Annotated in this window: 30 protein-coding genes; 9 read left to right on the forward strand and 21 right to left on the reverse strand. The window is 73.1% G+C overall.

What is annotated here, in order from left to right:
• Window positions 1-22: 22 nt before the first annotated feature.
• Genes DPM19_RS07955 through DPM19_RS07985 form a run of 7 tightly spaced genes read right to left on the reverse strand, consistent with a single transcriptional unit; the run spans window position 23 to window position 5,607 of the window.
• Window positions 23-973 (reverse strand): hypothetical protein, encoded by a 951-nt coding sequence (locus tag DPM19_RS07955; RefSeq protein WP_111864221.1) that lies wholly within the window; start codon window positions 971-973, stop codon window positions 23-25.
• Window positions 970-1,626, reverse strand: a complete 657-nt coding sequence (locus DPM19_RS07960) for a DUF6084 family protein (protein WP_111864224.1) — start codon at window positions 1,624-1,626, stop codon at window positions 970-972. The genes DPM19_RS07955 and DPM19_RS07960 overlap by 4 nt, the downstream gene beginning before the upstream one ends.
• A gap of 11 nt (window positions 1,627-1,637) precedes the next feature.
• Window positions 1,638-1,847 (reverse strand): hypothetical protein, encoded by a 210-nt coding sequence (locus DPM19_RS07965; protein ID WP_111864227.1) that lies wholly within the window; start codon window positions 1,845-1,847, stop codon window positions 1,638-1,640.
• An 8-nt stretch (window positions 1,848-1,855) separates the two neighbouring features.
• Window positions 1,856-2,470, reverse strand: coding sequence for a DUF5947 family protein (locus tag DPM19_RS07970; protein ID WP_111864230.1), 615 nt, complete (start codon window positions 2,468-2,470; stop codon window positions 1,856-1,858).
• Window positions 2,467-2,736 (reverse strand): hypothetical protein, encoded by a 270-nt coding sequence (locus DPM19_RS07975; protein ID WP_111864233.1) that lies wholly within the window; start codon window positions 2,734-2,736, stop codon window positions 2,467-2,469. The genes DPM19_RS07970 and DPM19_RS07975 overlap by 4 nt, the downstream gene beginning before the upstream one ends.
• A gap of 2 nt (window positions 2,737-2,738) precedes the next feature.
• A complete protein-coding gene (locus DPM19_RS07980) occupies window positions 2,739-4,538 on the reverse strand; it encodes a nickel-dependent hydrogenase large subunit (protein ID WP_111864235.1) in 1,800 nt (599 codons plus the stop codon).
• Between the two features lie 46 nt (window positions 4,539-4,584).
• Complete coding sequence (locus DPM19_RS07985; protein ID WP_111864238.1) at window positions 4,585-5,607, reverse strand: NADH-quinone oxidoreductase subunit B family protein; 1,023 nt, start codon at window positions 5,605-5,607, stop codon at window positions 4,585-4,587.
• Between the two features lie 157 nt (window positions 5,608-5,764).
• Here DPM19_RS07985 and DPM19_RS07990 point away from each other — a divergent pair, with 157 nt between their 5' ends.
• Window positions 5,765-6,559, forward strand: a complete 795-nt coding sequence (locus tag DPM19_RS07990) for an SDR family NAD(P)-dependent oxidoreductase (protein ID WP_111864240.1) — start codon at window positions 5,765-5,767, stop codon at window positions 6,557-6,559.
• Window positions 6,560-6,577: 18 nt separating this feature from the next.
• Here DPM19_RS07990 and DPM19_RS07995 read toward each other — a convergent pair whose 3' ends face one another.
• Genes DPM19_RS07995 through DPM19_RS08015 form a run of 5 tightly spaced genes read right to left on the reverse strand, consistent with a single transcriptional unit; the run spans window position 6,578 to window position 10,454 of the window.
• Entirely contained in the window at window positions 6,578-7,882 is a 1,305-nt protein-coding gene (locus DPM19_RS07995; protein ID WP_199484919.1) for a cytochrome P450, read from the reverse strand.
• The gene (locus DPM19_RS08000) at window positions 7,879-8,475 is read right to left on the reverse strand and encodes a GTP-binding protein (RefSeq protein ID WP_111864243.1); all 597 of its coding nucleotides are present in this window, start codon (window positions 8,473-8,475) and stop codon (window positions 7,879-7,881) included. The genes DPM19_RS07995 and DPM19_RS08000 overlap by 4 nt, the downstream gene beginning before the upstream one ends.
• On the reverse strand, window positions 8,453-8,809 hold the full coding sequence (locus DPM19_RS08005) for a DUF742 domain-containing protein (RefSeq protein ID WP_111864246.1): 357 nt from the start codon (window positions 8,807-8,809) through the stop codon (window positions 8,453-8,455). Before DPM19_RS08005 ends, DPM19_RS08000 begins: the two co-directional genes overlap by 23 nt.
• Complete coding sequence (locus DPM19_RS08010; protein WP_111864248.1) at window positions 8,806-9,213, reverse strand: roadblock/LC7 domain-containing protein; 408 nt, start codon at window positions 9,211-9,213, stop codon at window positions 8,806-8,808. The genes DPM19_RS08005 and DPM19_RS08010 overlap by 4 nt, the downstream gene beginning before the upstream one ends.
• Window positions 9,210-10,454 carry an ATP-binding protein gene (locus DPM19_RS08015; RefSeq protein ID WP_111864251.1) on the reverse strand — a complete coding sequence of 415 codons (1,245 nt, stop codon included), beginning with the start codon at window positions 10,452-10,454 and terminating at the stop codon, window positions 9,210-9,212. The genes DPM19_RS08010 and DPM19_RS08015 overlap by 4 nt, the downstream gene beginning before the upstream one ends.
• 256 nt (window positions 10,455-10,710) lie before the next feature.
• Between DPM19_RS08015 and DPM19_RS08020 the strand changes: the two genes are divergently transcribed.
• Window positions 10,711-11,655 (forward strand): cupin domain-containing protein, encoded by a 945-nt coding sequence (locus tag DPM19_RS08020; RefSeq protein WP_233509970.1) that lies wholly within the window; start codon window positions 10,711-10,713, stop codon window positions 11,653-11,655.
• Window positions 11,656-11,662: 7 nt separating this feature from the next.
• Here the strand turns inward: DPM19_RS08020 and DPM19_RS08025 are convergent, their stop codons facing one another.
• Both DPM19_RS08025 and DPM19_RS08030 read right to left on the reverse strand, forming a co-directional pair.
• On the reverse strand, window positions 11,663-12,046 hold the full coding sequence (locus tag DPM19_RS08025) for a YchJ family protein (RefSeq protein WP_199484921.1): 384 nt from the start codon (window positions 12,044-12,046) through the stop codon (window positions 11,663-11,665).
• 43 nt (window positions 12,047-12,089) lie between these two features.
• Window positions 12,090-13,451, reverse strand: a complete 1,362-nt coding sequence (locus DPM19_RS08030) for an MFS transporter (protein ID WP_111864256.1) — start codon at window positions 13,449-13,451, stop codon at window positions 12,090-12,092.
• 90 nt (window positions 13,452-13,541) lie between these two features.
• Here DPM19_RS08030 and DPM19_RS08035 point away from each other — a divergent pair, with 90 nt between their 5' ends.
• A complete protein-coding gene (locus DPM19_RS08035; RefSeq protein WP_111864259.1) occupies window positions 13,542-13,991 on the forward strand; it encodes a hypothetical protein in 450 nt (149 codons plus the stop codon).
• Window positions 13,992-14,063: 72 nt separating this feature from the next.
• Here the strand turns inward: DPM19_RS08035 and DPM19_RS08040 are convergent, their stop codons facing one another.
• Window positions 14,064-14,585 (reverse strand): DUF4240 domain-containing protein, encoded by a 522-nt coding sequence (locus DPM19_RS08040; RefSeq protein WP_111864262.1) that lies wholly within the window; start codon window positions 14,583-14,585, stop codon window positions 14,064-14,066.
• A gap of 125 nt (window positions 14,586-14,710) precedes the next feature.
• Window positions 14,711-15,166 carry a peroxiredoxin gene (locus DPM19_RS08045; RefSeq protein ID WP_111864263.1) on the reverse strand — a complete coding sequence of 152 codons (456 nt, stop codon included), beginning with the start codon at window positions 15,164-15,166 and terminating at the stop codon, window positions 14,711-14,713.
• Between the two features lie 150 nt (window positions 15,167-15,316).
• On the opposite strand from DPM19_RS08045, the gene DPM19_RS08050 reads away from it, so the two are divergent.
• The 4 genes from DPM19_RS08050 to DPM19_RS08065 all read left to right on the forward strand — a co-directional run bounded on the left by DPM19_RS08050 (window position 15,317) and on the right by DPM19_RS08065 (window position 18,169).
• Window positions 15,317-15,661, forward strand: coding sequence for a type II toxin-antitoxin system RelE/ParE family toxin (locus DPM19_RS08050; RefSeq protein WP_111864265.1), 345 nt, complete (start codon window positions 15,317-15,319; stop codon window positions 15,659-15,661).
• A gap of 5 nt (window positions 15,662-15,666) precedes the next feature.
• On the forward strand, window positions 15,667-15,966 hold the full coding sequence (locus tag DPM19_RS08055; protein ID WP_111865017.1) for a helix-turn-helix domain-containing protein: 300 nt from the start codon (window positions 15,667-15,669) through the stop codon (window positions 15,964-15,966).
• 219 nt (window positions 15,967-16,185) lie between these two features.
• Entirely contained in the window at window positions 16,186-17,055 is an 870-nt protein-coding gene (locus tag DPM19_RS08060; RefSeq protein WP_111864268.1) for a helix-turn-helix transcriptional regulator, read from the forward strand.
• A gap of 100 nt (window positions 17,056-17,155) precedes the next feature.
• Window positions 17,156-18,169: an alcohol dehydrogenase catalytic domain-containing protein gene (locus tag DPM19_RS08065; protein ID WP_111864271.1), complete on the forward strand. Its 1,014-nt coding sequence runs from the start codon at window positions 17,156-17,158 to the stop codon at window positions 18,167-18,169.
• Window positions 18,170-18,180: 11 nt separating this feature from the next.
• On the opposite strand, the gene DPM19_RS08070 is transcribed toward DPM19_RS08065, so the two are convergent.
• Window positions 18,181-18,810, reverse strand: coding sequence for an HhH-GDP family DNA glycosylase (locus DPM19_RS08070; RefSeq protein WP_111864274.1), 630 nt, complete (start codon window positions 18,808-18,810; stop codon window positions 18,181-18,183).
• 196 nt (window positions 18,811-19,006) lie between these two features.
• Window positions 19,007-19,606, reverse strand: coding sequence for a TetR/AcrR family transcriptional regulator (locus DPM19_RS08075; protein ID WP_111864277.1), 600 nt, complete (start codon window positions 19,604-19,606; stop codon window positions 19,007-19,009).
• A gap of 83 nt (window positions 19,607-19,689) precedes the next feature.
• Here DPM19_RS08075 and DPM19_RS08080 point away from each other — a divergent pair, with 83 nt between their 5' ends.
• Window positions 19,690-20,457 (forward strand): SDR family oxidoreductase, encoded by a 768-nt coding sequence (locus DPM19_RS08080; RefSeq protein WP_111864279.1) that lies wholly within the window; start codon window positions 19,690-19,692, stop codon window positions 20,455-20,457.
• A gap of 21 nt (window positions 20,458-20,478) precedes the next feature.
• On the opposite strand, the gene DPM19_RS08085 is transcribed toward DPM19_RS08080, so the two are convergent.
• Complete coding sequence (locus tag DPM19_RS08085) at window positions 20,479-20,859, reverse strand: winged helix-turn-helix transcriptional regulator (RefSeq protein ID WP_199484922.1); 381 nt, start codon at window positions 20,857-20,859, stop codon at window positions 20,479-20,481.
• 95 nt (window positions 20,860-20,954) lie between these two features.
• Between DPM19_RS08085 and DPM19_RS08090 the strand changes: the two genes are divergently transcribed.
• Window positions 20,955-21,596, forward strand: a complete 642-nt coding sequence (locus tag DPM19_RS08090) for an NADPH-dependent F420 reductase (protein WP_111864284.1) — start codon at window positions 20,955-20,957, stop codon at window positions 21,594-21,596.
• Between the two features lie 170 nt (window positions 21,597-21,766).
• Here DPM19_RS08090 and DPM19_RS08095 read toward each other — a convergent pair whose 3' ends face one another.
• Both DPM19_RS08095 and DPM19_RS08100 read right to left on the reverse strand, forming a co-directional pair.
• On the reverse strand, window positions 21,767-23,377 hold the full coding sequence (locus DPM19_RS08095) for a CocE/NonD family hydrolase (protein WP_199484923.1): 1,611 nt from the start codon (window positions 23,375-23,377) through the stop codon (window positions 21,767-21,769).
• A complete protein-coding gene (locus DPM19_RS08100) occupies window positions 23,374-23,994 on the reverse strand; it encodes a TetR/AcrR family transcriptional regulator (protein WP_111864287.1) in 621 nt (206 codons plus the stop codon). Before DPM19_RS08100 ends, DPM19_RS08095 begins: the two co-directional genes overlap by 4 nt.
• Window positions 23,995-24,197: the final 203 nt, after the last annotated feature.

Here is a 24,197-nt window from a genome sequence, read left to right on the forward strand (position 1 = left end):
TCTCCTTCGTCCTCATGGCGTTTCACGCCTCTCGTAGCGGGCGGAACTCGCGGATCACGCCGTTCAGCCGCATCAGGTCCTCGGGGGAGAGCGCGGCGATCCGGTCGAGGATCTCCCGCGCCCGGGGGTCGCCGTCCCGGATCTCCCGGCGCTCCTCCTCGCCCAGCGACAGCAGGCCCAGGGTCAGCAACTGGTCGATCTCGGTGGCGTCGAACAGGTCCCCGGGGCTCTCCGGGGCGACCCGCGGATGGTCCGGGAGGATGATCGGGGCGGCCAGTGCCGTGTCGCCGCCGGTCCCGGCCGGCACCGGCCACAGGCCGACGTTGCGGCAGCTCGCGGCGGCGGTGCGCAGCCGCTCCGGCGGGTCGGCCAGGGAGAGGAACCGCCCGCCCGCGGTGATGATCAGGTGCGCCGAGTTGAACGCGCACGGCAGCGCGGCGTCCCGGCTGGGGAAGTCGCCCGGGGTGGTGTTGCGCACCTCCACCGTCACCACGTGCACGTCGTCGAGGATCGGGCGGGTCAGGACCGCCATCGTGCCGTGCAGCCCCTGCCAGGAGCGGACGACGGACCCGCCGCCGGGCAGCCGCTCGGCGGCCTCGCCGGCCGGGACCTCGATCTCGGTGCGGGCGGCGCCGACCGCGCGCACGGTCCGCTCGACGGCCTCCTCGCCGGGCAGGTACCGGCGGCCGGCCGCGGTGAACTCGTCCACCGGCCTGCCGTGCCGGCGGACCTCGCGCCGCACGGTGTGCAGGAACCGCAGCTCGACGGCGAGCGGGCCCGCGGGCGCCTCGACCAGGCACTCGGTCAGCACGGTGCAGCGGTCGCCGTCGCCGGGGCCCGGGTCGTAGGCCGCGGGGAGCACCCCGCCGAACGTCCAGCGCCGGCCGTTCTTGAGGGCCGACCGGCGGTAGGGCCACAGCAGGTAGCCCTCGTACAGCAGCGCGGCGGCGATCTCCCGCACCTCGTCGCTCATCGCGGCCCCCCGTCCAACCCGCCGTCGAGCAGGGACGCCACCGCGTCGTCGACGGTGGCCAGCATGTGCCAGGTCCGGTACGCCGACAGCCGCTCGGCCGTGTCGCGGCGCAGCCGCAGCCAGGCGGTGCCCGGGTAGTAGGCGTCGATCAGCTGGTCCCAGGCGGTGACCGGCAGGCGGAACTCCGCCTCGGTGTCCCACGGGATCATGGCGGCCTGGAGGGCGCCGTCCGGGCCGGAGTAGAAGATCGTCCCGCTGAACAGGAACTCCAGCGGGATGTCGCCCTCCGCCAGCGCCCGGAAGTAGGTGACGATCCCGGCGTCGAAGTCGTAGGTGCAGCCCACGAGCAGGTCGGCCCGGGTCTCCCCGGAGAACTCCGGGACCGACAGGTGCGTGTGCGTCCACAGCAGGCTGCGCAGGGTGGTGCTCCACTGGTGCGGGGCGCCGAACAGGTCCGCGAGCCGTTCCCGGGTGGCGGTGTCGTAGGACCGCCGCGGCGCCGCCACCCGGATCTGGGCGCGCAGCATGACCGAGCGGATCTCCCCCTCGCCGCGCAGCGCCAGCGTGAACCGGAGCGTGGGGACGGCCGCGAACTCCTGGACGGCGGCGTCCTCGACGGCGATCGCCAGCCCGGGCGGGGCGATGGTGTCCATGTCCGGCCGCCTCATGCCGGGGGGAGGTTCGGCATGCTCGGGTCGATCGGATCCCGCGCCCCGGGGTTGATGCCCGTGGAGCGGCGGGCGGTCGCGGTCCCGTCGGGCCGCAGGCCCGGCGTCTTCTCGTAACCGCCGGGCTCGTTGCCCTCCCGGATGCCGCGGACGTGCGACGGCGCGTCCGGCCGCACGTCCGGCCGGCCCACCCGAATCCTGGCCATGTCGCCTCCTAGTCCTCCACGGTCACGGACCGCTCGCGCAGGTCCGCGAGGAACTCCTCGACCGCCCGCCACGTCTCCCCGCCGCCGGCCGGCCCCCGCCGGGCGCGGACCAGGCCGGCCAGCGCGTAGCAGTCGTCGATCGGGGCCAGCCACTGCTCCCGCGCGTCCCGGACGCGGTTCACCAGCAGCGCCTCCACGTCGGGCGCCATCTCCCGCAGCACCGGGTGGGCCGCGCGGATCGACTCCCACGCCGCGGCGGGCACCGCCGCCGCGGTGGCCCCGGCCGGGCCCGGGTAGCGGGCCACCGGCCGGTCCTCGGCCGAGTCGTGGAACACGAACGCCAGCCCGACCGGGACGCCCAGCGCCCGCCAGGCGTCGTCGATCTCCAGGCCCGGCAGGTACCGGCACCGGTCGGGCACCAGCCGGTACGACCCGCCGCCCGCCTCCCGCCGGTCGAACAGCACCGTGCAGGCCCGGCAGGCGCAGCGCAGCTCGCGGGAGCGCGACTCCAGCAGGTGCCGGTGCCGGTCGGGCAGCGGCTCGGCGCACAGCTCGCACCGCTCCGGCTCCGGTTCCGGCGGGCGCCGGGACAGCCGGCCCAGCCGCGGGGTGGTCAGGGTCATGCGCGCACTCCGAGCGCGGTCAGCGGGATGAACGCCTGCGGTGCCGCGGGGCGCAGGCCGTGCAGCTCCAGCAGGTGCGCCACGAGCTCGTCGCGGGTGCAGGCGGCCGGGTCGGGGACGTGCCGCAGGACGCGCGCCAGCCCCTCCCCGTAGAGCTCCAGCAGGGCCCGCACCGCCTCCAGCGCGGTGTCGTCGGAGCGGTCCTCCAGCAGCCCGAGCAGTTCCTCGATCCGGGCCACCCGGGCGCGTACGGCCTGGTCGTCCACGGCTAGGCTCCGGCGCCCAGCGTCGGCGAGTGCAGCCGCTTCAGGGTGCGCCCGCCGCCGAGGTACATGTGCACCCCGCACGGCAGGCACGGGTCGAAGCTGCGCACCGTGCGCATGATGTCGATGCCCTTGAAGTTCTCCGGGCCGTTCTCCTCGAAGATCGGCAGCCCCTGGACGGCGTCCTCGTAGGGGCCCGGGGTGCCGTGGACGTCCCGCGGGCTGGCGTTCCAGGGGGTGGGCGGGTACGGGTGGTAGTTCGCGATCTTGCCGTCCCGGATCACCAGGTGGTGGGACAGCACCCCGCGCACCGCCTCGTGGAAGCCGCAGCCGATGGCGTCGTCGGGGACCGCGAAGTCCTGGAAGACCTTGGTCCGGCCGGCCCGCACCTCGTCCATCGCCTGCGTCACGAAGTGGAAGGCCGCCGCCGCGGCGTACGCGATGAAGTAGACCCGGGCCCGGTCGCGCTCGATGGTGTTGGACCACTTGGGGATGTGCCACTCCAGGTGCTTCTCCGGGCTGCCCTCGCTCTTCGGCAGGGTGATCTTGACGCTGTGCCCGGTCGCCCGGATCAGGTCGGTCTCGACCAGCCCGTTCAGCGCGGTGGACCACAGCCGGGCCAGCGGGCCGCCCCCGGTGTCCAGCGCCAGCAGGTCGCCGGTGCGCGGGTCGAGCCAGCGGGGGCTCATCACCCAGCTGTACTTGCCGCCCTCGCCGAGGTCGCGTTTCTGCGGGCGGGGGATCGTGGTCTGGTTCCACGGGTGCCGCCGGTCGATCGGGTTGCCGAGCGGGTCGCGGGTGACGAACACCTCGCCGTCGTTCTCCCAGTCGTCGTAGTAGGAGCTGCCCAGCAGGATGCGGATGCCGACGTTGATGTCGACCAGGCTGTTGGTGACCAGTTCCCCGTCGACGATGATCCCTGGGGTGACGAACTGCTTGCGGCCCCACTCGGGCATGTTCCGGTAGGTGTAGTCGACGACGTCCGGGTTCTGGAAGGCGCCCCAGCAGCCCAGCATGATGCGCCGCCGGCCGACCTCCTCGTAGCCGGGCAGCGCCGCGTAGAAGAAGTCGAACAGGTCGTCGTTCATCGGGACGGCCTTCTTCACGAAGTCCAGCACCTTCAGCAGCCGGGCCAGGTAGTCGCTGAAGAGCTGCGGCGTGGCGACCGTGCCCACCCCGCCCGGGTACAGGGTGGAGGGGTGCACGTGCCGCCCCTCCATCAGGCAGAACATCTCCCGGGTGAGCCGGCTCATCTGCAGCGCCTCGCGGTACATGCCGCCGGTGAACGGGTTGAACGCGCGCATGATGTCGGCGATCGTGCGGTGCCCGTGCTCGTCGGACCGGGGCGCGGCGGTGTTCTCCGCGCGGTGCAGCAGGCTCGGGTTCGTCTCCTTGACCATCTGCTCGCAGAAGTCGACGAACACCAGGTTGTCCTGGAAGATCGTGTGGTCGAACATGAACTCGGCGGCCTCGCCGAGGTTGACGATCCATTCGGCCAGGTGGGGCATCTTGACCCCGTAGGCCATGTTCTGCGCGTAGACCGAGCAGGTGGCGTGGTTGTCGCCGCAGATGCCGCAGATCCGGCTGGTGATGAAGTGCGCGTCGCGCGGGTCCTTGCCCTTCATGAAGACGCTGTAGCCGCGGAACAGCGACGAGGTGCTCCGGCACTCGACGACTTCCCGGTTGGCGAAGTCGATCTTTGTGTGGATGCCGAGGTTGCCGATGATCCGGGTGATCGGATCCCAGGACATCTCGACCAGTTCCCGGGTCTCCTGCCCGGCGCTCTGGCTCAGGTTCTGGACCATGTCTCCTCGTGTCCTTCGTGTCCTCGGCGTCCTTGGCGGTCGGCCTTCACGGGCGGTAGCCGCTGGTCAGTTCGGGACGGTCGTGGTGCCACTTCGGCTCCTCGTTGACCGTCTTGTTGGTGATGCCGCGCAGCCTGCGCATCAGCGGCCCGTAGACACCGGCGACGGTCGAGGAGATCGTCGCGCCGGGCGGCTGGTCCATGAAGGGCATGAACTTGTCCGGGAAGCCGGGCATCGTGCAGCCGATGCAGATGCCGCCCACGTTGGGGCAGCCGCCGATGCCGTCCATCCAGCCGCGCTTGGGGACGTTGCAGTTCACCACCGGCCCCCAGCAGCCGATCTTGACCTGGCATTTGGGTGAGTTGTAGTCGAGCGCGAAGTCGCCCTGCTCGTAGTAGCCGGCCCGGTCGCAGCCCTCGTGCACGGTCTTGCCGAACAGCCAGGTGGGCCGCAGCTTGTCGTCCAGCGGGATGGTGGGGGCCCGGCCCGCGGCCTGGTAGAGCAGCCAGAGCAGGGTTTCCATGAAGTTGTCGGGCTGGATGGGGCAGCCGGGCACGTTGACGATCGGCAGCCCGCCGGCCGAGCGGAAGTCCCCGCCCAGGTAGTCGCCCAGGCCCATGCAGCCGGTCGGGTTCCCGGCCATCGCGTGGATCCCGCCGTACGCCGAGCAGGTGCCGGCGGTCACCACCGCCCACGCCCTGGGGGCCAGCCGGTCGATCCAGTCGTTGACGGTGATGGGCTCCCCGGTCACCGGGTCGTTGCCCATCGAGGTCCAGTAACCGTCCCCGTTGATCCGCTCGTTGGGGATCGACCCCTCCACGACCAGGATGAACGGCCCGAGCTCGTCCCGCGCGGCCCGGTGGAACGCGGCCATGAACTCGTCCCCGGTCTCGGCCGCCAGCACCTTGTTGTGCAGGTGCACCTTGGGCAGGCCCGGGATCAGCCCGAGCAGCACGTCCTCCAGGCTGGGCAGCCCGGCCGCGGTCATCGAGACCGTGTCCCCGTCACAGCTCATGCCCTCGGATGTCCACAGGATGTGGATCTCCTCCAGGCCGGTGGTCGTGGCCATTTCACCGCCCCCTGGCGACTCATCGTGATTTGATGGTCACACCATGCTTACCCCGGAATGTGGGGATGGGTAAGGTCCCGGGGTCCTTAGGTGCTTCGGGCGGTCAGCGGTCGCGGCCCGCGCGCATACCGGCTGGGAGGAGGGAAGGGCTCCCGGCATGCAGATCGATCTCACCGGCAGGACCGCGCTCGTGACCGGATCGACCCAGGGCATCGGGGCCGCGATCGCCGCCGGCCTCGCCCGGGCCGGGGCGCGGGTGGCCGTCAACGGGCGCACGCCCGACACCGTCCAGGCCGCCGCCGACGCGCTGCGCGCCGAGGTCACCGGCGCCGAAGTGGTGCCGGCCGCCGCCGACCTCGCGACCGAGGAGGGCGCCCGGCAGGTCACCGACCTGCTGCCCGACGTGGACATCCTGGTCAACAACCTGGGGATCTTCGGGGCGCGGCCCGCCCTGGAGATCACCGACGCCGAGTGGCGGCGGTACTTCGAGGTGAACGTCCTGGCGGGGGTCCGGCTCACCCGGACCTACCTGCCCGGCATGGTGGAGCGGGGCTGGGGACGCGTCCAGTACATCGCCAGCGACTCGGCGGTCATGACGCCCGAGGAAATGATCCACTACGGCATGAGCAAAACCTCACTGCTGGCGGTCTCCCGCGGCTTCGCCAAGGCGGCCGCCGGCACCGGCGTCACGGTGAACTCCGTCATCGCCGGCCCCACCCACACCGGGGGAGTGGAGGACTTCGTCTACAGCCTGGTGGACCGCGACCTGCCGTGGGACGAGGCCCAGCGGGCCTTCATGCGCGAATACCGCCCCGGGTCGCTGCTGCAACGGCTGATCGAGCCCGCGGAGATCGCGAACATGGTGGTCTACCTCAGCTCCCCGCACGCCTCGGCCACCACCGGCGGCGCGCTGCGCGTGGACGGCGGCTACACCGACGCGATCCTCCCCTGACTCCCTTGGCCCGCTGGCTTACCGGCCGTTCCACCAGCGGACCAGCGGGTCCCACCACCGGGCGCGGCGGGGCGCCGGAGCCGCCGCCGGCGGGACGGGCCCGGCAACGGGCGCGCCGGCCGGCTCGGTCCGGTCCGGGACCGGCACCGGGGGGAACCGGACCGGCAGAGCCGCCAGGGCGCGGTGGAACGGGCCCGGCCGCCACTCCAGCTCCGCGGCGGGCACGGCCAGTTCGAGGTCCGGCAGCCGGTCGAGCAGCCGCTCGATGGCGACGGAGGCGATCAGCCGGGCGGGGCCCTTGGCCGGGCAGGTGTGCGGGCCGGTGCTCCACGCCAGGTGGGCCCGGTTGCCCGTCCGGTGGTCGGAGGCCATCGCCGGGTCGGTGTTGGCGGCGGCGAAGCTGACGACGACCGGCTGGTCCGCGGGCAGCAGCGCGTCGCCCAGCACGAGGTCCCGCTCCGGGTAGGTGACCCCGTAGTTGGCCATCGGAGGGTCCGTCCACAGCACCTCGTCGAGCGCGTCCTCGACGGGGAGGCTGCCGCCGGACAGGTCGCCCGCGAACCGGTCGTCGGCCAGCAGCAGCCGCAGCGTGTTGGCGATCAGGTTCTGCTCGGGCTCGGCCCCGGCGCCGATGAGCACGACGAGTTGCTGCCCCAGCTCGTCCTCGGTCAGCTCGGCGGGATGGTTCAGCATCCAGGTCGTCACGTCCGCGCCCGGCCGCGCGCGCTTGAGCGCGATCAGGTCCGCCACGCCCCGGTTGATCTCGGCGTTCGCGCGTTCGGCGTCCAGACCCTCGAAGATCCCGCTCATCCCGGTGACGATGCGGTCGGCGATCTCGCGCGGGCAGCCGAACATCTCGATGAGGACCAGCAGGGGCAGCGCCCGCGCGTACCGGGCGACCAGGTCGGCCTCCCCGGCGGTCGTGAAGCGGTCGATCAGGTCGTCGGCGGTGCGCTCGACGTGGTCGCGCAGCGCACCCGTGTCGATCCGCTCCAGGCTGTCGGTCACGGCGCCGCGCAGCCGCGCGTGCACGCCGCCGTCGGTCATCAGGCAGTTCGGCCGGTACCCCATCATCGGCAGCACCGGGCAGTCGGCGGGCACGTCCTTCTCCCACCGGCGGGCGTCCTTGGGGAACGTCGCGGGGTCGCGCAGCACCTGGAGCGCGGCCTCGTAGCCGACGACGAGTGTCGCCGGGACGCCCGGGGCGAGCTCGACCGGGCCGAACGGGCCGTGCCGGCGCAGCCGGGCGTAGACGGCGCCCGGGTCGGCGGCGAACTCCGGCCCGTACATCGGTTCCCGGGCGGGCGGGGCGTCGGAGGTCATGCGGGCTCCTGGTCCAGGGTGAGCAGGTGGTCGACGAGGGCGATCAGCGCCCGCAGGGAGGACGCCTCGTCGCGGGCGTCGCACTGCACGAGCGGGGTGGTGGGGAGCAGGTCAAGGGCCTCGCGCAGCTCGGCCTCGGGCACGGCCGGCGACCCGTCGAACCGGTTGACCGCCACCGCGTACGGCAGGCCCTGCCGCTCCACCAGGTCCATCACCTCGAAGGAGCTGTCGAGGCGGGTGGTGTCCACCAGCACCAGCGCGCCGAGCGCGCCGCGCGACAGGTCCTGCCACAGCCGGGTGAAGCGCTGCTGCCCGGGCGTGCCGAACAGGTAGAGGACGAGCCGGTCGCTGAGGGTGAGGCGGCCGAAGTCCATGGCGACGGTCGTGGTGGTCTTGTCCTCGATCCCGGCCAGGTCGTCCACGAACGTCCCGGCCTGCGTCATCCGCTCCTCGGTGCGCAGCGGCCGGATCTCCGACAGGGTGCCGACGAACGTGGTCTTGCCGACCGCGAAGTGGCCCACGATCAGCAGTTTCACCGCGGTCTGCACGGTGTCGCGCAGGTAGCGGGAGTCAGAGACGAGCGCGGAGTCCATCGAGCACCTCCTGCAGCAGCGGGACGGAGGGGAGCTGGGACGGCGCGGCCGGCGCCCGGACGGAGAGGTGGCCGCCGTCCACGAGGTCGGAGAGCAGGACCTTGGTGACGCTGGTCGGCAGGTCGAGATGGCCGGCGATCTCGGCGACCGACAGCGGGCCGCCCCGGCACAGGTCGAGCAGCCGGCGCTGCTCCGGGTTCAGCCCGGCCGTCGGGCCGCCGCCGCTCCCCGCGACCACCAGGGTGACCAGGTCGAAGACGTTGCGGGTCGGGTGCGCCCGGCCGCCCGTCACCACGTGCGGCCGGACCAGCGCCCGCCTGGGCCGCGGCGTCATGCGGGCCGGCTCTCCCGCGGCGGGCTGGTCAACTCCTTGCCCAGCCGCTGGACCAGTTCCTGGAGCCGGAACGAGACGGCCTCCATGTCCACCTGGGGCGAGGCGGAGACCGCCAGGTACGCGCCCGCGCCGGCGGCCACCAGGAAGACGTACCCGTCGTCGAACTCGCTGATGGTCTGCCGCCAGGTGGTGCCCGGGTCGCCGCAGAACTCGGCGGTGCCCCGGGCGAGCGACTGCAACCCGGCCATCGCGGCGGCCTGCCGCTCGGCCTCGTCCCGGTCGATCCGCTCGGAGTGGGCCATCAGCAGCCCGTCGGCCGAGAGCAGGATCCCGTGCCGGGTCTCCGGCATCCGCAGGGCGTCGTCCAGCATCCAGCCGAGCCTGTTGTTGGTCACGTCGATCATGCCCGGGGTTCCTTCCCTTCACTGTCGAGCGGGGCGGCGCGCCCGGAGCGGGTGCCGCGCTGCCAGGCGCCCATCCCGGCGGCGATCTCCCGGGCCGGGCGGGCCGGCCGGTCCGCGGGCTCCGGGGACGGTGCGACGGCGGCGGCGACCTCCATCCGGCGGCGCTTGGGCAGGCCGCTGGAGGTCTGGCCCGCCCGGTCTTCCCTGGCGGCGGGCTGCTCGGGTGCGGCGCCCGGCGCGCCGGTCTCGGCGGGGATCCGGGTGAGCAGGTCCATGGGCAGGAACACCACGGCGCGCACCCCGCCGTAGGGGGACTGGGTGTCCACGGAGACGGTGAACCCGTACCGGGCGGCCAGCACCCCGGCCACCGCGAAGCCGACCTGGGGCGGGTCGCCGAGCCGGTGGATGTCCAGGGCCTGCTGCCCGGACAGCCGCCGGGCGGCCTGGTGCAGTTCCTCGGCGCCCATGGCGACGCCCGCGTCGTCGATCATCATGGCGACGCCGTTGTGCGTCGCCTGGAAGTTGACCTCGACCGAGGTGTTGGGCTGCGAGTGGCGCGCGGCGTTGTCCAGCAGCTCGGCCAGGGTCAGCACGACGGGCTCCACCGCGCGGCTGACCACCGCCATGTTCATCTGCGCGTAGAGCCGGACGCGCAGGTAGTCGCGGATCCGGGAGGTGGCCCCGCGCACCACGTCGGTGAGGGCGGAGGCCGACCGCTGCTGTCCCGGCCAGGACCCGCACAGCACGGCGGTGGCCTGCACCCGCCGGCCGAGCTGGGCGTTCATGTGGTCGATCCGCAGCAGGTCCGCCAGCACGGCGGGGTCGTCGTGGCGTTCCTGCATGTCGGAGATGGCGACCTGCTGCTCGTTCGCCAGGCTCTGCACCACGCGCATCATGGCCCGCAGGGTGGTCTTGGCGGACTGGTCGGCCCGCTCGCCGGCCCGCCCGGCGGACTCGGTGAACATGTCCATGACCGACTGCAGCCCGCGGGCGTACTCCGTCCCGGCGAGTTCCCGCTCGTACAGCGGGCCGGACACGGTCACGGCCGGGTTGCGCAGGGAGTCCGCCAGCTCCGGCAGCCGGGTCGAGACCAGGTGCCGCAGTTCCCCGTCCCGGGCGCGCAGTTCGGTGGTGAGCGAGGCGTTCTGCCGGGTCAGGGCGGTGCGGATGCGTCGTTCGCGTAGCAACAGGACCCCGGCGGCGGCGTACGCGAACACCGCCGCCCACAGGAATGGCGCCATCGGAATTCCAGTCTCCAGCGGATGTGGGTCGGCCGGACCGCGGTCGGGGTGACCTGACCTCCGGGTATCGCGACATTACGACTACGCAGCGCAGTGCACTTGCGCCCACGCGCAAGGAAGTTGTGCCGGCGCGCATGTCGATCTCGGGCTTCCGGGACGATCCGGACTACCCTGCGAGGGCGCCGAACCCCGCTTGCCCGGCAGGCGGTGGAACGCGCTCATCGTCGGCCTCGGGGTGACCGGAAGGATGTTTCAGTTGACCACGGGGACCTACACGGTGAAGTCGACCACGACCGACGACCTGGAGCCCGGCGCGCGCACCGCCTTCTGGAGCGAGCTCGTCGCGGCGTGCCAGCCCCGGCTCGACTGCCGGTACCCGGGCGCCGCCTTCGACGGCACGACGATCTGCCAGCGCACCGGCTCCTACAGGCTCGTCGAGTACTGGTCCGGCGAGGTCGGCTACGTCCAGACCGCCGCCCGGGCCCGCCGCGACGCCGACGAGGACTACCGGTTCGTGCTCCCGCTCGCCGGCGAGCGGCGGATGCGGCAGGACGGCCGGCAGCGCCGGTTCGCCCCCGGCACGGCGATCCTGATGACGCTGACCGCGCCGTTCGAGCTGGTGGAGGGCCCCGCGGCGCACGGCCTGATGCTGACGATCCCGGCGCGCGAGCTGGACCGCCCGTCGCCGCTGGCCGCCGGGCTGGACCTGACCACGGGCCTGGGCCGGGTGGCCCGCGACATGCTGACCGGCCTGGCCGGGGAACGCGACCACCTCACCGCCGCCGGGTTCGACGCGGTGTGCGACCGGATCGTGGAGCTGCTGCGCATGCTCCTCGCGGGCGACGACCGCCCCGACGGGCCGGGGCACCTGGCCGAGGTCGAGGCGATGGTCCGGCGGTACGCGCGGGCACACGCCGCCGACCCGGACCTCACCGGCGCCGCGATGGCGCAGGCGCTGGGCTGGTCGCTGCGGCAGGTGCAACTGGCCCTCCAGCGGGCCGGCACCACGCCCCGCGAGCTGATCCGGGAGGAGCGGCTGCGGCTGGCGCGGGAACGGCTGCTCAGCCCCGCGCACCGGCACCTGCCCATCACGGACGTGGCCCACGCCGCGGGCTTCTCCTCCGCCAGCGCCCTCAGCGCGGCCTTCCGGCAGCGCTACGGGATGAGCCCGCGCGACCTGCGCGCCACGCCGGGCCGCTGAACCGGGGTCAGCCCGCCTCGCCGTCGAGGTACACCCAGGCCCGGTCGTGCTTCACGAACCGGCTGACCTCGTGCAGCCGGCCCGGCCGCCCGCCCCGGGTGTAGTGGGCACGGAACTCCACCGTCCCCTCGAGGTGGGCGGGGCCGCCGCGCGAGGTGGCCAGGACCTCCAGGCGCGACCAGCGCAGGGCCGGATCGAAGTCGACCACCGGCGGCCGGGTGCTGGGATGCCAGCTGCGCCGCAGGTAACCGGCGTTCTGCACGGCGAAGGCGCTGAACCGGGACCGCATCAGCCGTTCGGCGGTCTCGGCCCGCGCCGCGCCGCGGTGGATCGGCCCGCAGCAGTCGCGGTACGGCGCGGGCAGCCCGCACGGGCAGGGGAGTTCGGCCATGCCTCCATTGTGCGGGCAACGTGCGGGCATCGTGCGGGCCGGATCACCCCGCCCGTTCCGGGTCCGCCGTGCGGGCGTGCAGCTCGGCCAGGTGATCGGCGGTGAGGCGGTAGCGCAGGGTGAGCGCGATGGCGACGGCGATCAGCGCCGCGGGCAGCAGCGAGCCGCCGTACAGGATGGTGTCGACCACCCGGTCGGACTGGGTGACGGTCTCGTCGGCCTCCGACTCGATGAAGCCCACCAGGCTCAGCGTCCAGCCCAGGAGCAGCGCGCCGAGGGCGAGCACCACGGTCTCGATCGCCGTCCACAGGCCGGTGAAGACGCCGGTGCGGTGCTTGCCGGAGCGCAGCGCGTCCGCGACGAGCGTGTCGGCGAGCATGGAGAACTGCAGCAGCTGGACCCCCGCGTAGCCGATCCCGATGACCACCACGCAGGCGTGCGCGTACCCCGCGCCGAACGCCGGGGTGAGGACCATCGCGCCGCCGCCGGCCAGGAACAGGACCGAGGCCAGGATCATCGCGCCGCGCTTCTCCAGCCGCCGGGCCAGGCGCGTCCACAGCGGCATGGTGATGATGATCGGACCGACCAGGGCGAGGAACATCGTGGTGGTGGCGCGGGTGTCCCCCAGCACGTAGGTGGCGAAGTACGGGGCGCCGGCCAGCATGATCCCGACGGCGAGCATCTGGACGGAGGTGAAGGCGACCAGCTGGACGAAGTCGCGGTTCTCCCTGGCCGCCCACAGCTGCCGGCTCAGCGGTACGTGCTGCTCGGTCTGCCCCCGCGCGATCCGCGGCGCCCCCGCCGTCCCCAGGTACGTGGCGACCATGGCCACCAGCAGGATGACGCCGACGACCACCCCCATCAGCCGGTAGCCGCCGATGCTCGCCTCGCCGCCCTCGATGTTGACGAGCGCCGGGGCCACCGCGCCCGACAGCAGGATCGCGATGCCCACGAAGGCCATCCGCCAGCTCAGCAGGCGTGACTGCTCGTGGTAGTCGTCGGTCATCTCCGCCGGCATCGCCTTGTAGGGGACCTCGAACAGGGCGTACGCGGTCGCGGCGAGGAAGAACATCGCGCCGACGAACAGCGCGGCGGCCATGCCCCGCAGCGGCGGCCCGGCGAAGACCAGCACGAACGCCACCGGCAGCGTCGCCGCACCGCCCAGCAGCCAGGGCCGGCGCGTGCCCGACCGGTCCGACCACCGCCCCACGTACGGGTTGATCACCAGGTCCCATGCCTTGGGCAGGAAGACCACCAGCCCCGCCACCCCCGCGGGCACGGCGAGCACGTTGGTCAGGTAGTAGAGCAGCAGCAGCCCGGGGACGGTCGAGAAGGTACCGGAGCAGAACGACCCGATCCCGTAGCCGATCTGGACGGAGCGGGGTGGGGGCACCGAAACAGCCATGCGCCATTAGAACCTGTTCCACCGGAATGCGGAACCCATGATCGTTCCTTTGGCTCGGGGTTTGTCGGGGTTGATGGATAACCTGCCGCAATGGCCCTGGAAGTGAGTGGAGAGCGGCGGAGCGGTGATGGTACGGCCGACCTCGTGGCGTACCTGGAGCAGGACGACCCGGACGGCTACCCCGTCCACCGGGTCGTCGTGGCGGTCTGCGCCGCCTGCTCCGGTACGACCTTCGGCCTGCTCGCCGACGACGCCGAGAGCGTCGTGCGCCGGACGTGCGCCGGCTGCGGCGAGTCCGCGCTCATGCTCGACAGCGAGGACTACTGGGACGACGCCGACCCCGAGGTGATCGAGTGCGAATGCGGCGGGGAGGAGTTCGAGGTCGCGGTCGGCTTCACGATGCGGACCGGCGCCGACGAGACGGACGAGGTGCGCTGGGTGAGCGTGGGCGTCCGCTGCGTCCGTGACGGGAGGCTGGGCTACTGCGCCGACTGGAAAATCGACTACTCGCCGAGCTCCGACCTGCTGGACCGCGTGTAGCCGCGCCCTGACTGGCCCGCCGCCGACTTCGCGGCCTACCTGGCGGCGCGGATCGACGTCGGCTGACCCGGTTCAGTCCAGGTAGAGCGCGGCGAGGCGGGGCAGGCGGGCGCGCACCTGGGCGGGGTCGTCGAAGTCCCAGTCGTCCAGGGCTGGGTGGCGGATCGCGAACGAGCCGGGCGGGAGTTCCTCGCCGGTCGCCTTGAGGTGGGCGTTCCAGACGGTGCTGACGATGTCCGGCGCCTCCAGATCCTCGTCCCGCTCCGCCGCGGCCCGTACCGCGGGCAGGCCGGCCAGGGAGTCCGGTTCGGCGACGGCGCGCTCGAACGCCTCGCGTCCCTGCGCGACCAGCCACCCGCGGAAGTAGACGAACCCGTCGTCGGAGGCCCCGCCGTTGATCAGGTAGGCGGCGGCCCACAGGTCGATCCGGTAGGCGTCGGTCAGCAGGTCCCACAGCGGCTGCGCCGCGGCGACGATCCGCTCCCGGGGCAGCGCTGCGAGGATCGCCACCATCTCCTCGGCGACCGCCTCCGCGTCACCGGGCGCCCGCCGCCGGGCCTCCTCGATCACTTCCCACAGTTCACGCCGCTCCATGGCACGCAGCGTGCCACCCGCCCCCGCCCGTTTCCAACCATGAACCGGACGCCTACCGGGAGTTGCGCGTCACCTGCGAGGAGACCCGCGGCTGGGTTCGGCTGCCCCCGAAGCCGCGCTGACGGTCAGGCGGTGCGGGTGCGGAGGGCCTGCAGCGCGCGGTCTGCGTGCACGTTCATGCGGACCTCGCTCTTGATGACGTCCAGCACCCGGCGATCGGTGTCGATGACGAACGTCTGGCGCCGGGTCGGCATCATCGCCAGGCCGCGCTTCACGCCGAACTGGGCGCGCACCTTCCCCTCCGGGTCGGACAGCAGCGGGTAGCCGAGGGAGTGCTTGTCGGCGAACTCCTTCTGCTTGTCCACCGAGTCGGCGCTGATGCCGACCGGGTGCGCGCCCAGTTCCGCCAGTTCCGCCACCAGATCCCGGAAATGGCACGCTTCGGCGGTGCACCCCGGGGTCATCGCGGCCGGGTAGAAGAACAGCACCACCGGCCCCTTCTCCAGCAGGCCGCTCAGCGTCCGGGGCTCGCCCGTCTCGTCCGGCAGCTCGAAGTCGTCCACCACGTCACCGACGTTCATGGTCCGACGCTACCCCCGACACCCCCGCAGGGAAATGGCCCCCCTGTGAGTTGTACGCCGCAGTTTGCACCTTCCGTCGGTGACGGAGTGATGCTGCTTCTTCACCGATTCGGCGTGTGGACACCTTGCCGGCAATATAACGTCCGTGTTATGAATTGGGGAGAGGTGGAGCTGGAACCCGAGGTGGACGAGTGGTTCGACACACTCGGTCAGGCAGATCAGGAGACGGTGGTCTTCTACATTGATCTGTTGGCCGAGCGTGGGGTACTGCTCGGGGAGCCGTACACCCGGCAGTTGCGTGGCAAGCTGAGGGAGCTTCGGTTTCATCTCGACCGGCAGTCGGCGCGGATCACCTACTGGATCGCGCCGGGGCGGCGGATCGTGTTGCTGACGGTGTTCTGCAAGCAACGGATGCGTGAGGTCGCCGAGGTCGAGCGGGCGTGGCGGGCCATGCGGCGGTGCGTCGCCGAGGAGCACACCGTCGGTGAGGAGTGAGCGACATGGGTGAGCGCAGGGCGTGGACCGACAAGCGAGCCGAGGTGATGGGGCGTCCGGGCGCCGGGACGGCGTACGAGGCGGCGCGGATCCGGTTCGAGCTGGGCGAGGCCGTCCGGTCGCGTCGGGAGGAACTGGGGCTGACCCAGGCGCAGTTGGCCGAGCGTGCGGGGTTGAAGCAGCCGGCGGTGGCCCGGTTCGAGGCCGGTGGCACGATGCCCACGATCCCGATGCTGGAGCGGCTGGCGGAAGCGTTGGAGATGCGGCTGAGCGTCCGGTTCCAACCCCTGCGCGAAGCGGGCTGACCGGCTGGTCGGCCGCGGGGTGCCGCGATCCGGTCCGGCGTGTTCGTCAGGTGGCGGCGGAGGGCACGCCAAGGATCCCCGGCCGGCGCCGGTGGAGCCGCGGAGCAGCGCGGCCCTGCCGATTTGGCGCCCGCCGGTCCGCGTCCGCAGGGAAGCCCGGCATGGTTCTCGGCGTTGCCGAAGTGAAGGGGGCGGGGCCATGCCAGGACGGAGGACACCGTGGACCTTGGTGAGCTGGGGCTGTTCCTGAAGTCGCGCAGGGACCGGTTGCGCCCGGAGGCCGTCGGGCTGCCGCCCGGCACCAGGCGGCGGGTGCCCGGCCTGCGCCGGGACGAGGTGGCGCTGCTGGCCAGCGTGTCCGCCGACTACTACACCGAACTGGAGCAGGGCCGCGGGCAGAGCCCGTCGGAGCCGGTGCTGCACGCGCTGGCCCAGGCCCTGCGCCTGGACGCGGACGAGACCGACCACCTGTTCCGCCTGGCGGGGCGCCCCGCGCCGCTCGGCGCCGAGCCGGTCCGGACGCAGGTCGCGCTGCGCCAGCTCATGGAGCGGCTGGCGGACACTCCCGCCATGGTGATCACCGACCTGCACGAGGTGCTGCTGCAGAACCGGGCCGCGGAGGTCCTGGTCGGCCCGCAGGCGGGGCTGACCGGCGTCCGGGCCGGCTTCCTCTACCACTGGTTCACCGCCCCGGCGACCCGTGACCTCTACCCGCCCGAGGATCACGACCACCACTCCCATCTGCTCGTCTCCGACCTCCGCGCCGCCGTCGCCCGGCGCGGCCCCGCCGACCCGGCCGGCGCCGAACTGGTCGGCCACCTGCTGGCCGCCAGCACCGAGTTCGCCGAGCTGTGGCAGGAGCGGCAGGTGCGGGCGCGGCACGAGGACTACAAGCGGATCGTCAACCCGGCCCTCGGCGTCCTCAAGGTCACCTGCAACGGCATCGTCACCACCGACGCCGCACAGCGGCTGCTGTGGTTCGTCCCCGACGACCCCGGCGTCGTGCCGAAGCTGCACGCACTCGACCCCGCCGAGGTGTGGCGGGACACGCCGGGCCCGGCGTTCGGCCTGCTCGGAACCTGGGGTTGACCACCCCAGGCTGCGCGGCCCGCGCACGGCCCGGCCCGGGACACCCTGGAGAAGCGGGGGAGTTCACCCCCGAGGTTCCCGAGCCGAGGAGAAGACCGTGATGCGCGCAGCGCTCGCCACCGGGGTGGACGCCCCGCTGTCCTTCACCGAACGCGAGATCCCGGAACCGGGGCCCGGCGAGGTCCTCGTCAAGATCACCGCCTGCGGGGTGTGCTTCACGGACCTGACCTTGCTCCGCGGGCACTTCCCGTTCGCCCGCTTCCCGGTCGTCCCCGGCCATGAGATCACCGGCACGGTCGCCGCGGTCGGGGAGGGCGTGCCCGGCCTCATCGAGGGCGACCCGGTCGGAGCCCAGTTCCTGTACGACTCGTGCGGCCACTGCGACTACTGCGTGGCCGGCGACCAGATCCTCTGCCGGGCCAAGCGCTTCACCGGCATCGTCGCCGACGGCGGGTACGCCGAGTACGCCCTGTTCAAGGGCCGGTACGTGACCCCGCTGCCGGCCGGGCTTGATCCGGTGGCCGCGGCGCCGCTGATGTGCGCGGGCCTGACCGCGTTCAACGGCCTGCGGCAGGCCGGAATCACCCCGAACTCCCGGGTGGCGGTCGTTGGCGGCAGCGGGGGCGTCGGCGCGCTCGCCGTTCGCTACGCCGTGGCCATGGGCGCGCGAGTCGCCGTGATCGGCCGGTCGGCCGGCGGCGCGGCGGGCGCGCGGGAACTCGGCGCGGAACTGTTCGTGGCCAGCCGCGACACCGACCCCGCCGCCGCGCTCAAGGCGTGGGACGGCGGCGCGGACGTCATTCTGAACGCCGCCCCGTCCAACGCGGCCGCCGCCGCGACCCTCGGCGGGCTCGCCCCCGACGGCACGCTGATCCTCTGCGGGTACGACGGCACGCCGCTCACCCTGCCGGTCCAGCCGATGGTGCTCAACCGGCTGCGGGTCATGGCGTCGCCGTCCGGATCGCCGCACGACCTGCGCGACACGCTGGCCTTCTCCGCACAGCACCGCATCCTGCCCGGCGTCACCGCGATCACCCTGGACGAGGTCCCGGCGACGCTGGAGGCCATGGGCCGCGGGGCCGGCGGCGGCCGCCGCGTCATCGTCTTCGACTGAACCGGGGATCCTCAGCCGCGCAGGGCGTCGGCGAGTTTCCGGTCCCGGGCGACGCGCACCAGTGCGGCCGCGAACTGGGCGAGGTCGCGCTCGGGCACCAGGTCGACGAGCCGCTTGACGTCCTCGGGCAGCCCGAGTCGCCGCGCCCCCTCGATCGTCTGGTCGTCGAGGTAGGGACGCAGCCACGACCACACCGCCTGCGCCTCCCGGCAGAAGATGTCGGCGCCGGTGGGCCCGATGCCGGGGAACTCCTGGAGCGCCGCGCGGGTCCGGCCGGGGTCGTGCCCGACCCGTCGGGGGAGTTCCCGCAGGTCGCCCCCGTACTCGCCGAGCACCAGCTCGCTCATCTTGCCGAGCCGGGTGGCGGTGCTCTCGTCGTAGCGCACGTAGTGGCCGCGGCCGAGCGCGTCCACTCGCTCCTGCCAGCCGAGCCCGAGCATCTTTCGCGGCGTGGTGCCGCCCGCGGCCAGCAGTTCGCGGGTGGCGGCGATCGCGACGCCCGCGCCGATCCGGGCGCTCAGCAGGTTGGCCATGGTCAGCAACTGGAACAGCGGGGCGGGCTGGTTCTTGAGGGCGATGCCGGCCTCCGCGGCGTACGTCCGGCCGGCCTCCCGCAGCAGGTCCTTCACGAGGGAGTCCATCGCACCCACCTCCTCCGCCCGCGCCCTACCCCGCGAACCGAGGCCCGAACGGGTCGGCGGCGCTCCTCGAACGGAGCCGTGCGCAGGACGAGAGAGCCCCGCCGGCGGTCGGGAGGACCCTGCGGGCGATCGCCGTGGTCCCGGTCACCTGGCCGATCCGGGGGGCGGCGCGAGGTGATCGCCTTGCGAGCCCGGGTCAGGGGTGCTCTGCGGGCCAGGCGGCCATCGCCAGGGTGGCGACCCGGTCGAGTGCGCGGGCGTCGGCGCCGTCCTGGGCCTGTCGCGACATGCCCTGCACGATGACGGCGTAATAGGTGCCGAGCGCCTCGGCATCCGTGTCCGCGGGCAGCAGGCCCGCGGCGATGTCGCGGGAGATCCGCTCGACGACGGCGTGCTTGGCGGCTTCGCGCAGCGCGCGCAACTCGGCCTCCACATCGGCCGAGTCGGGGCCGTGGTTGACGGCGGCACTGATCACCAGGCAGCCGGGCGGGTGGGCCGGATCGGTGTAGTGCACGGCCGCCTCGCGCAGCATCCGCTCGACGGCCTGCCGCGCGGTGGGCTCCTCGGCCAGTGCCCTGGTGGTGAACGCGCCGTGGGTTCGCTGGTAGTGCCGCACCGCTTCGCCGAAGAGCCGTCGCTTGTCCCCGAAGGCGGCGTACAGGCTCGGTGGCCGGATTCCCATCGCGGCGGTGAGCGCCGTGATGGAGGCGGCCTCGTAGCCGTGCCGCCAGAACTCCTCCAGCGCCCGCTCCAGCGCGGTGTCGCGGTCGAAGCCGCGCGGTCGTCCGACTGCCATGGCCACATTCTATAGCGGTCGCTAAAAAATCCTGCTACGGTAATTATGTAGTGATCGATACATAATTGGGCGGGGGTAGTGCCATGGGCGGACTGGCCGGCAAGACGGCTCTGGTGACCGGTGCGAGCAGAGGGATCGGGCGGGCCATCGCCGAGCGCCTCGCGGCGGACGGCGCCCTGGTGGCGGTGCACTTCGCCCGCAACGAAGCGGCCGCCGAGGAGACGATCGCGAAGATCGCGGCGGCGGGCGGCCGGGCCTTCCCGGTGCGCGCCGAACTGGGCACGGCGGGAGACGTCGCCGCGCTCTTCGCCGGTCTCGAGCGAGGACTCCGCGAGCAGGACGCCTCCGGCGGCCTGGACATCCTGGTCAACAACGCGGGCATCGGCTCCAACGGCCCCATCGAGCAGGTGACCGCGGAGGACTACGACCGGGTCTTCGCCGTCAACACCCGGGCCCTGTTCTTCGTCACCCAGCGCGCGCTGACCCTGCTGCGCGACGGCGGCCGGATCATCAACGTCACCTCCGGGGTCACCCGGATCGCCTTTCCCGAAGAGATCGCCTACTCGATGACCAAGGGCGCGATCGACACCTTCACCCTCGCCCTGGCCAAGCACCTGGGCCCGCGCCGGATCACGGTCAACAACGTGGCGCCCGGCATCGTCGACACCGACATGAACGCCGACTGGCTGCGCGGAGATCCCGACGGTACGGCCTACGCCGCGAGCGCGGCGGCTCTCGGCAGGGTCGGCCGGCCCGCCGACATCGCCGACGTCGTGGCGTTCGCCGCCTCCCCGGACGGCCGCTGGGTCACCGGCGCCACCCTTGACGCCACCGGCGGCTCCCACCTCTGACGGCCCGCCGGGGCCGGCCGGTCATCCGTGCGCCGACGACGCCCGTTCCGCGTTCTCCTGCGCGGCGACGAGCTCGTCGCCGTGTTCGAGCGTCCAGCGGCCAAGCTCCCTGATCGGGCCGTCGACCAGGCTCCGTCCCAGGCCGGTCAGGCCGTACTCGACCCGCGGCGGGGCCTCGGCGTACGCGCGCCGGCCGACCAGGCCACTGGCGAGCAGGCGGCGCAACGCCTCGGTCAGGGCCTTGTCGCTGATGCCGCCGATCGCGGCACGCAGTTCGCGGCGCCGGCGCGGGCCCTCGTGCAGGGCGGCCAGGACGACGGGGTCCCAGGTGTGCGTGAAGAGGTCGGTGACCGCGCGCAGGCGGCAGTCGGCAATCAGCTCATAGCAGTCGTGATCGCTCATCTCGCCACCCATCATCGCCCACCCGATACGCACCGATCGGTGCGCATCGGCCTCCCTACCGTGACGGCCAGAGAACCACTGCTGAAGGAGAGACGATGCGGATCGGAATTCTGGGCACGGGAGCGCTGGCCGAAGGTCTGGGCACCGGCTGGGCGCGTGCGGGACACGAACTGGTGATCGGCGGACGATCCCCGGACCGGGCGCGGCGGCTCGCCGACCGGCTGGGCCCGGCGGCCCGCGCCGCCACACCGCGCGAGGCCGCCGCCGGCCGCGACGCGGTGCTGCTCGCGGTGACCTGGAACGGCGTCGAGGACATGCTGCGCAGCGCCGGAGCAACCGACGGCCTGCTGGCCGGCACACCACTGATCGACCCCACGAACGCCGTCGAACACGGCGTCGGCGAACTGCTCACCGCCCCCGGCGAATCAATGGCACGGCGGATCGCCGCGCTCGCCCCGGGAGCGCACGTCGTCAAGGCGTTCCACCTCTTCCCCGCCGCGCAGTGGACGGACGGCGGGCCGCCCGTGACGGTGGCGATGTGCGGCGACGACCCGGCGGCACTGCGGGCGGTCGGCGACCTGGTGCGCGACGTCGGCGGGGAGCCGGCCGTCCTGGGCTCGCTGGACCGCGTCCACCAGCTCGAGCAGGTGGCGGGATTCGTCATCGGGCTGGCGTTCTCCGGCGCGAACCCCCGCTCCGCGATCCCGCACGTCCCGTCGCCACCCGCCACCACCTGACGAGACGGCTCCGGGGCGGGGCCCGGCCGGAACCGGGCCCTGCCCGCCGGAGAGCGCGCTGGCCCGGCCTACGACGCAGCGATGCTCCTGGCCGGAACCGTCGACGATACCTCCGCGCGGCCTCCGAAACCGGTTGACCGGCTCCGCGGCGGCCGGAGGCGCGGGAATTCCTAGGTGGTGTCGCGGACCGGCAGGATCACCGCCGAGGGGTGGGCCGGGTCGTGGTGGACCGTCTGCTCGGCGGCGCGGAGGGTGGTGGCGGTGGCGAGCGGTTCGCCGGTGCCGGGGTTGCGGGCGTAGCGCGGGAAGGCGCCGCTGGAGACCTGGACCCTGATGCGGTGCCCGCGCTTGAAACGGTACGCGGTCGGCCACAGCCGGACGGTGGCGCACGAGATCTCGTCGGCGCCGGACAGGCTGGTCAGGCCGTCGCAGACGTTGCACGAGCGGCCCTGCGCGTCGACGTCGCAGAGCCGGACGAAGACGTCGGCGTGGGGCAGGTTGGACTGGAACCAGATCTCGGCGCCGACCTCGCCGACGACCTCGACATCTTGGTCGAGGACGGCCGTGGTGTAGGTGAGCACGTCCGCCCGGGCCTCCAGGGCGGTGTTGTCGACGCTGCCGCTGTCGCGGGCCATGCGCACGCCGCCGACTGCGGGCGTCGGGTCCGCCGGGTCGTAGCGGTACCGGTCGGGTTCCGCCTCGCCGGGCGGGTCGGTGGACAGCACGCCGTCCGCCTGGAGGTGGAACCGCTGCGGCGGGTACCCGCTCGGCGGCCAGGACTCGAAGTCGCGCCACGCGTCCTCGCCCATCACGAACAGCCGCACCGGCGCGCGGTCCGGTGGCTGCTCGCCGCGCGCGTGGGCCAGCCCGAACTCGAGGGCTTCGTGTGTCGCGGTGCCGGTGCGGGAGAGGTGGGTCCAGGGCCCGACGGTCAGCCGGGCCGGGCGCCCGGCTTCTTGCAGGGCCCGGAAGTCGCGCAGCTGGCCGGGCAGGAAGATGTCGTACCAGCCGCCGATCGAGCTGACCGGCACGGTCACCTTCGCCACGCGGTGCCGGTGGTCGAGCCCGGCCCAGCGCGGGGAGCCGGCGTCGTGGGCGAGGATGTCCTGGATGTAGTCCGAGCGGTGCCCGATGGCGGCGACGTCGGCCTGGTCGAGCGGGAGGGTGCGCAGCGCGCGGCTCGTCCGCCGTTCCTGGCGGAGTTGCCGGAGCATCGCCCCGCGGCGCTCGATGCCGGCGATCATGGCGCCCCAGCCGAACGGTGTCTCCAGCGAGAAGCCGTCCGCGCGGAGGAACTCCAGGGTCAGCGCGGACTCGGTCACCTGCGGGATCATCGCCTTGACCTCCGGCGGCAGGCTGTCGGCGACCGCCCACTGCGCGTACCCCAGGTAGCTCATGCCGACCAGCACGATCGAGCCGCCGAACCACGGCTGCTTCACCACCCAGTCCAGCGTCGCCAGGCCGTCCTCGCGCTCCTGGCGCATCGGGTCGAAGTCCCCGCCGGAGCCGAACCCGCCGCGGGTGCTCTGGAACAGCACCTGGAACCCGCGTTCGGCCAGCGGCCTGGCCATGCCCCAGCCGATCGGCCCCCGCCGGCCGTAGGGGCAGCGGAGCAGCGCGACCGGCAGCCCGTCGCCCCCGGTGCGCGGCGCCCACCGGTCGGCCAGCAGCTCGACCCCGTCGGGCATCGGCACCCGGAGGTCCCGCTGGACGGCGAGGTCCCGGGTCGCCGGCGGGGGGAGTTGCAGCGAGCGTTGGAGGAGAAGGCTGCCCAGGTTCATCGGTCGTGCTCCTCGTCGTGGGCGGGCCGGCGTACCGTGGCGGCGACGAAGGACATCGCCCGCATGAGCCGGTCGGTGAGCTCTTCGGGGTCGAGCGGGTCCGCGCCCTCCACGACCCAGGTGTTGACGACCGCCGCCGCGCCGCCGGTCAGGAACGTGGCGAGGTCCTCGGACGTGCGCGGGTCCAGCCGTTCTCCGAGGAGCAGGTGGGCGACCTGCCGGTTGAGCGGGATGAGCAGGTCGGTCAGCGCCCTGTTCAGGGCGTACCCGCAGGAGCCGGTCATGAGCGCCCGGTAGAACACCCGGTGGTCCGCGAAGTGCCGGGCCACGGCCAGCGCCCGGGCGCGTCCGGCCGGCGCCTGCGCGACGTCCGTGAGGTGCGGTGCCAGTTCGTGCCGGGCGAGGTCGAGCGCGGCCTCCAGCAGGAGCGTGTCGCGGTCGCCGAACTGCTGGTACACCACCTGCCGGCTCACGTCCGCGGCCTCGGCGAGGTCGGAGATCGGGACGGCGGCCGTGCCCCGCTCGGCCACCAGGGTGACCGCGGCCCGCATGAGCGCGGCGCGGGAGCGGCGCACCCGGCGGTCCTGGACGGGAGTGCTCGCCGGCGGAGACCTCATGCCCACGATGATGGACAGTCGTTAGAAAAAGGACAAGTGTCAATTATCGGCGGTGGCGGCCGGGCTCGTCCCGGAGGGCGGCGACCACCACGACGCGGTGCCCGTCACGGTCGTGGCCGCCGGATGCCGCTGATCGTGCCGCCCACGCCGCCGGCCACCGGCCCGGGCGGTTCGTCGCGCGAGGGCGGCGTCCACTCTTGGGC

It is taken from the genome of Actinomadura craniellae, from assembly GCF_003289645.1.
GTDB classification, from domain to species: domain Bacteria; phylum Actinomycetota; class Actinomycetes; order Streptosporangiales; family Streptosporangiaceae; genus Actinomadura_D; species Actinomadura_D craniellae.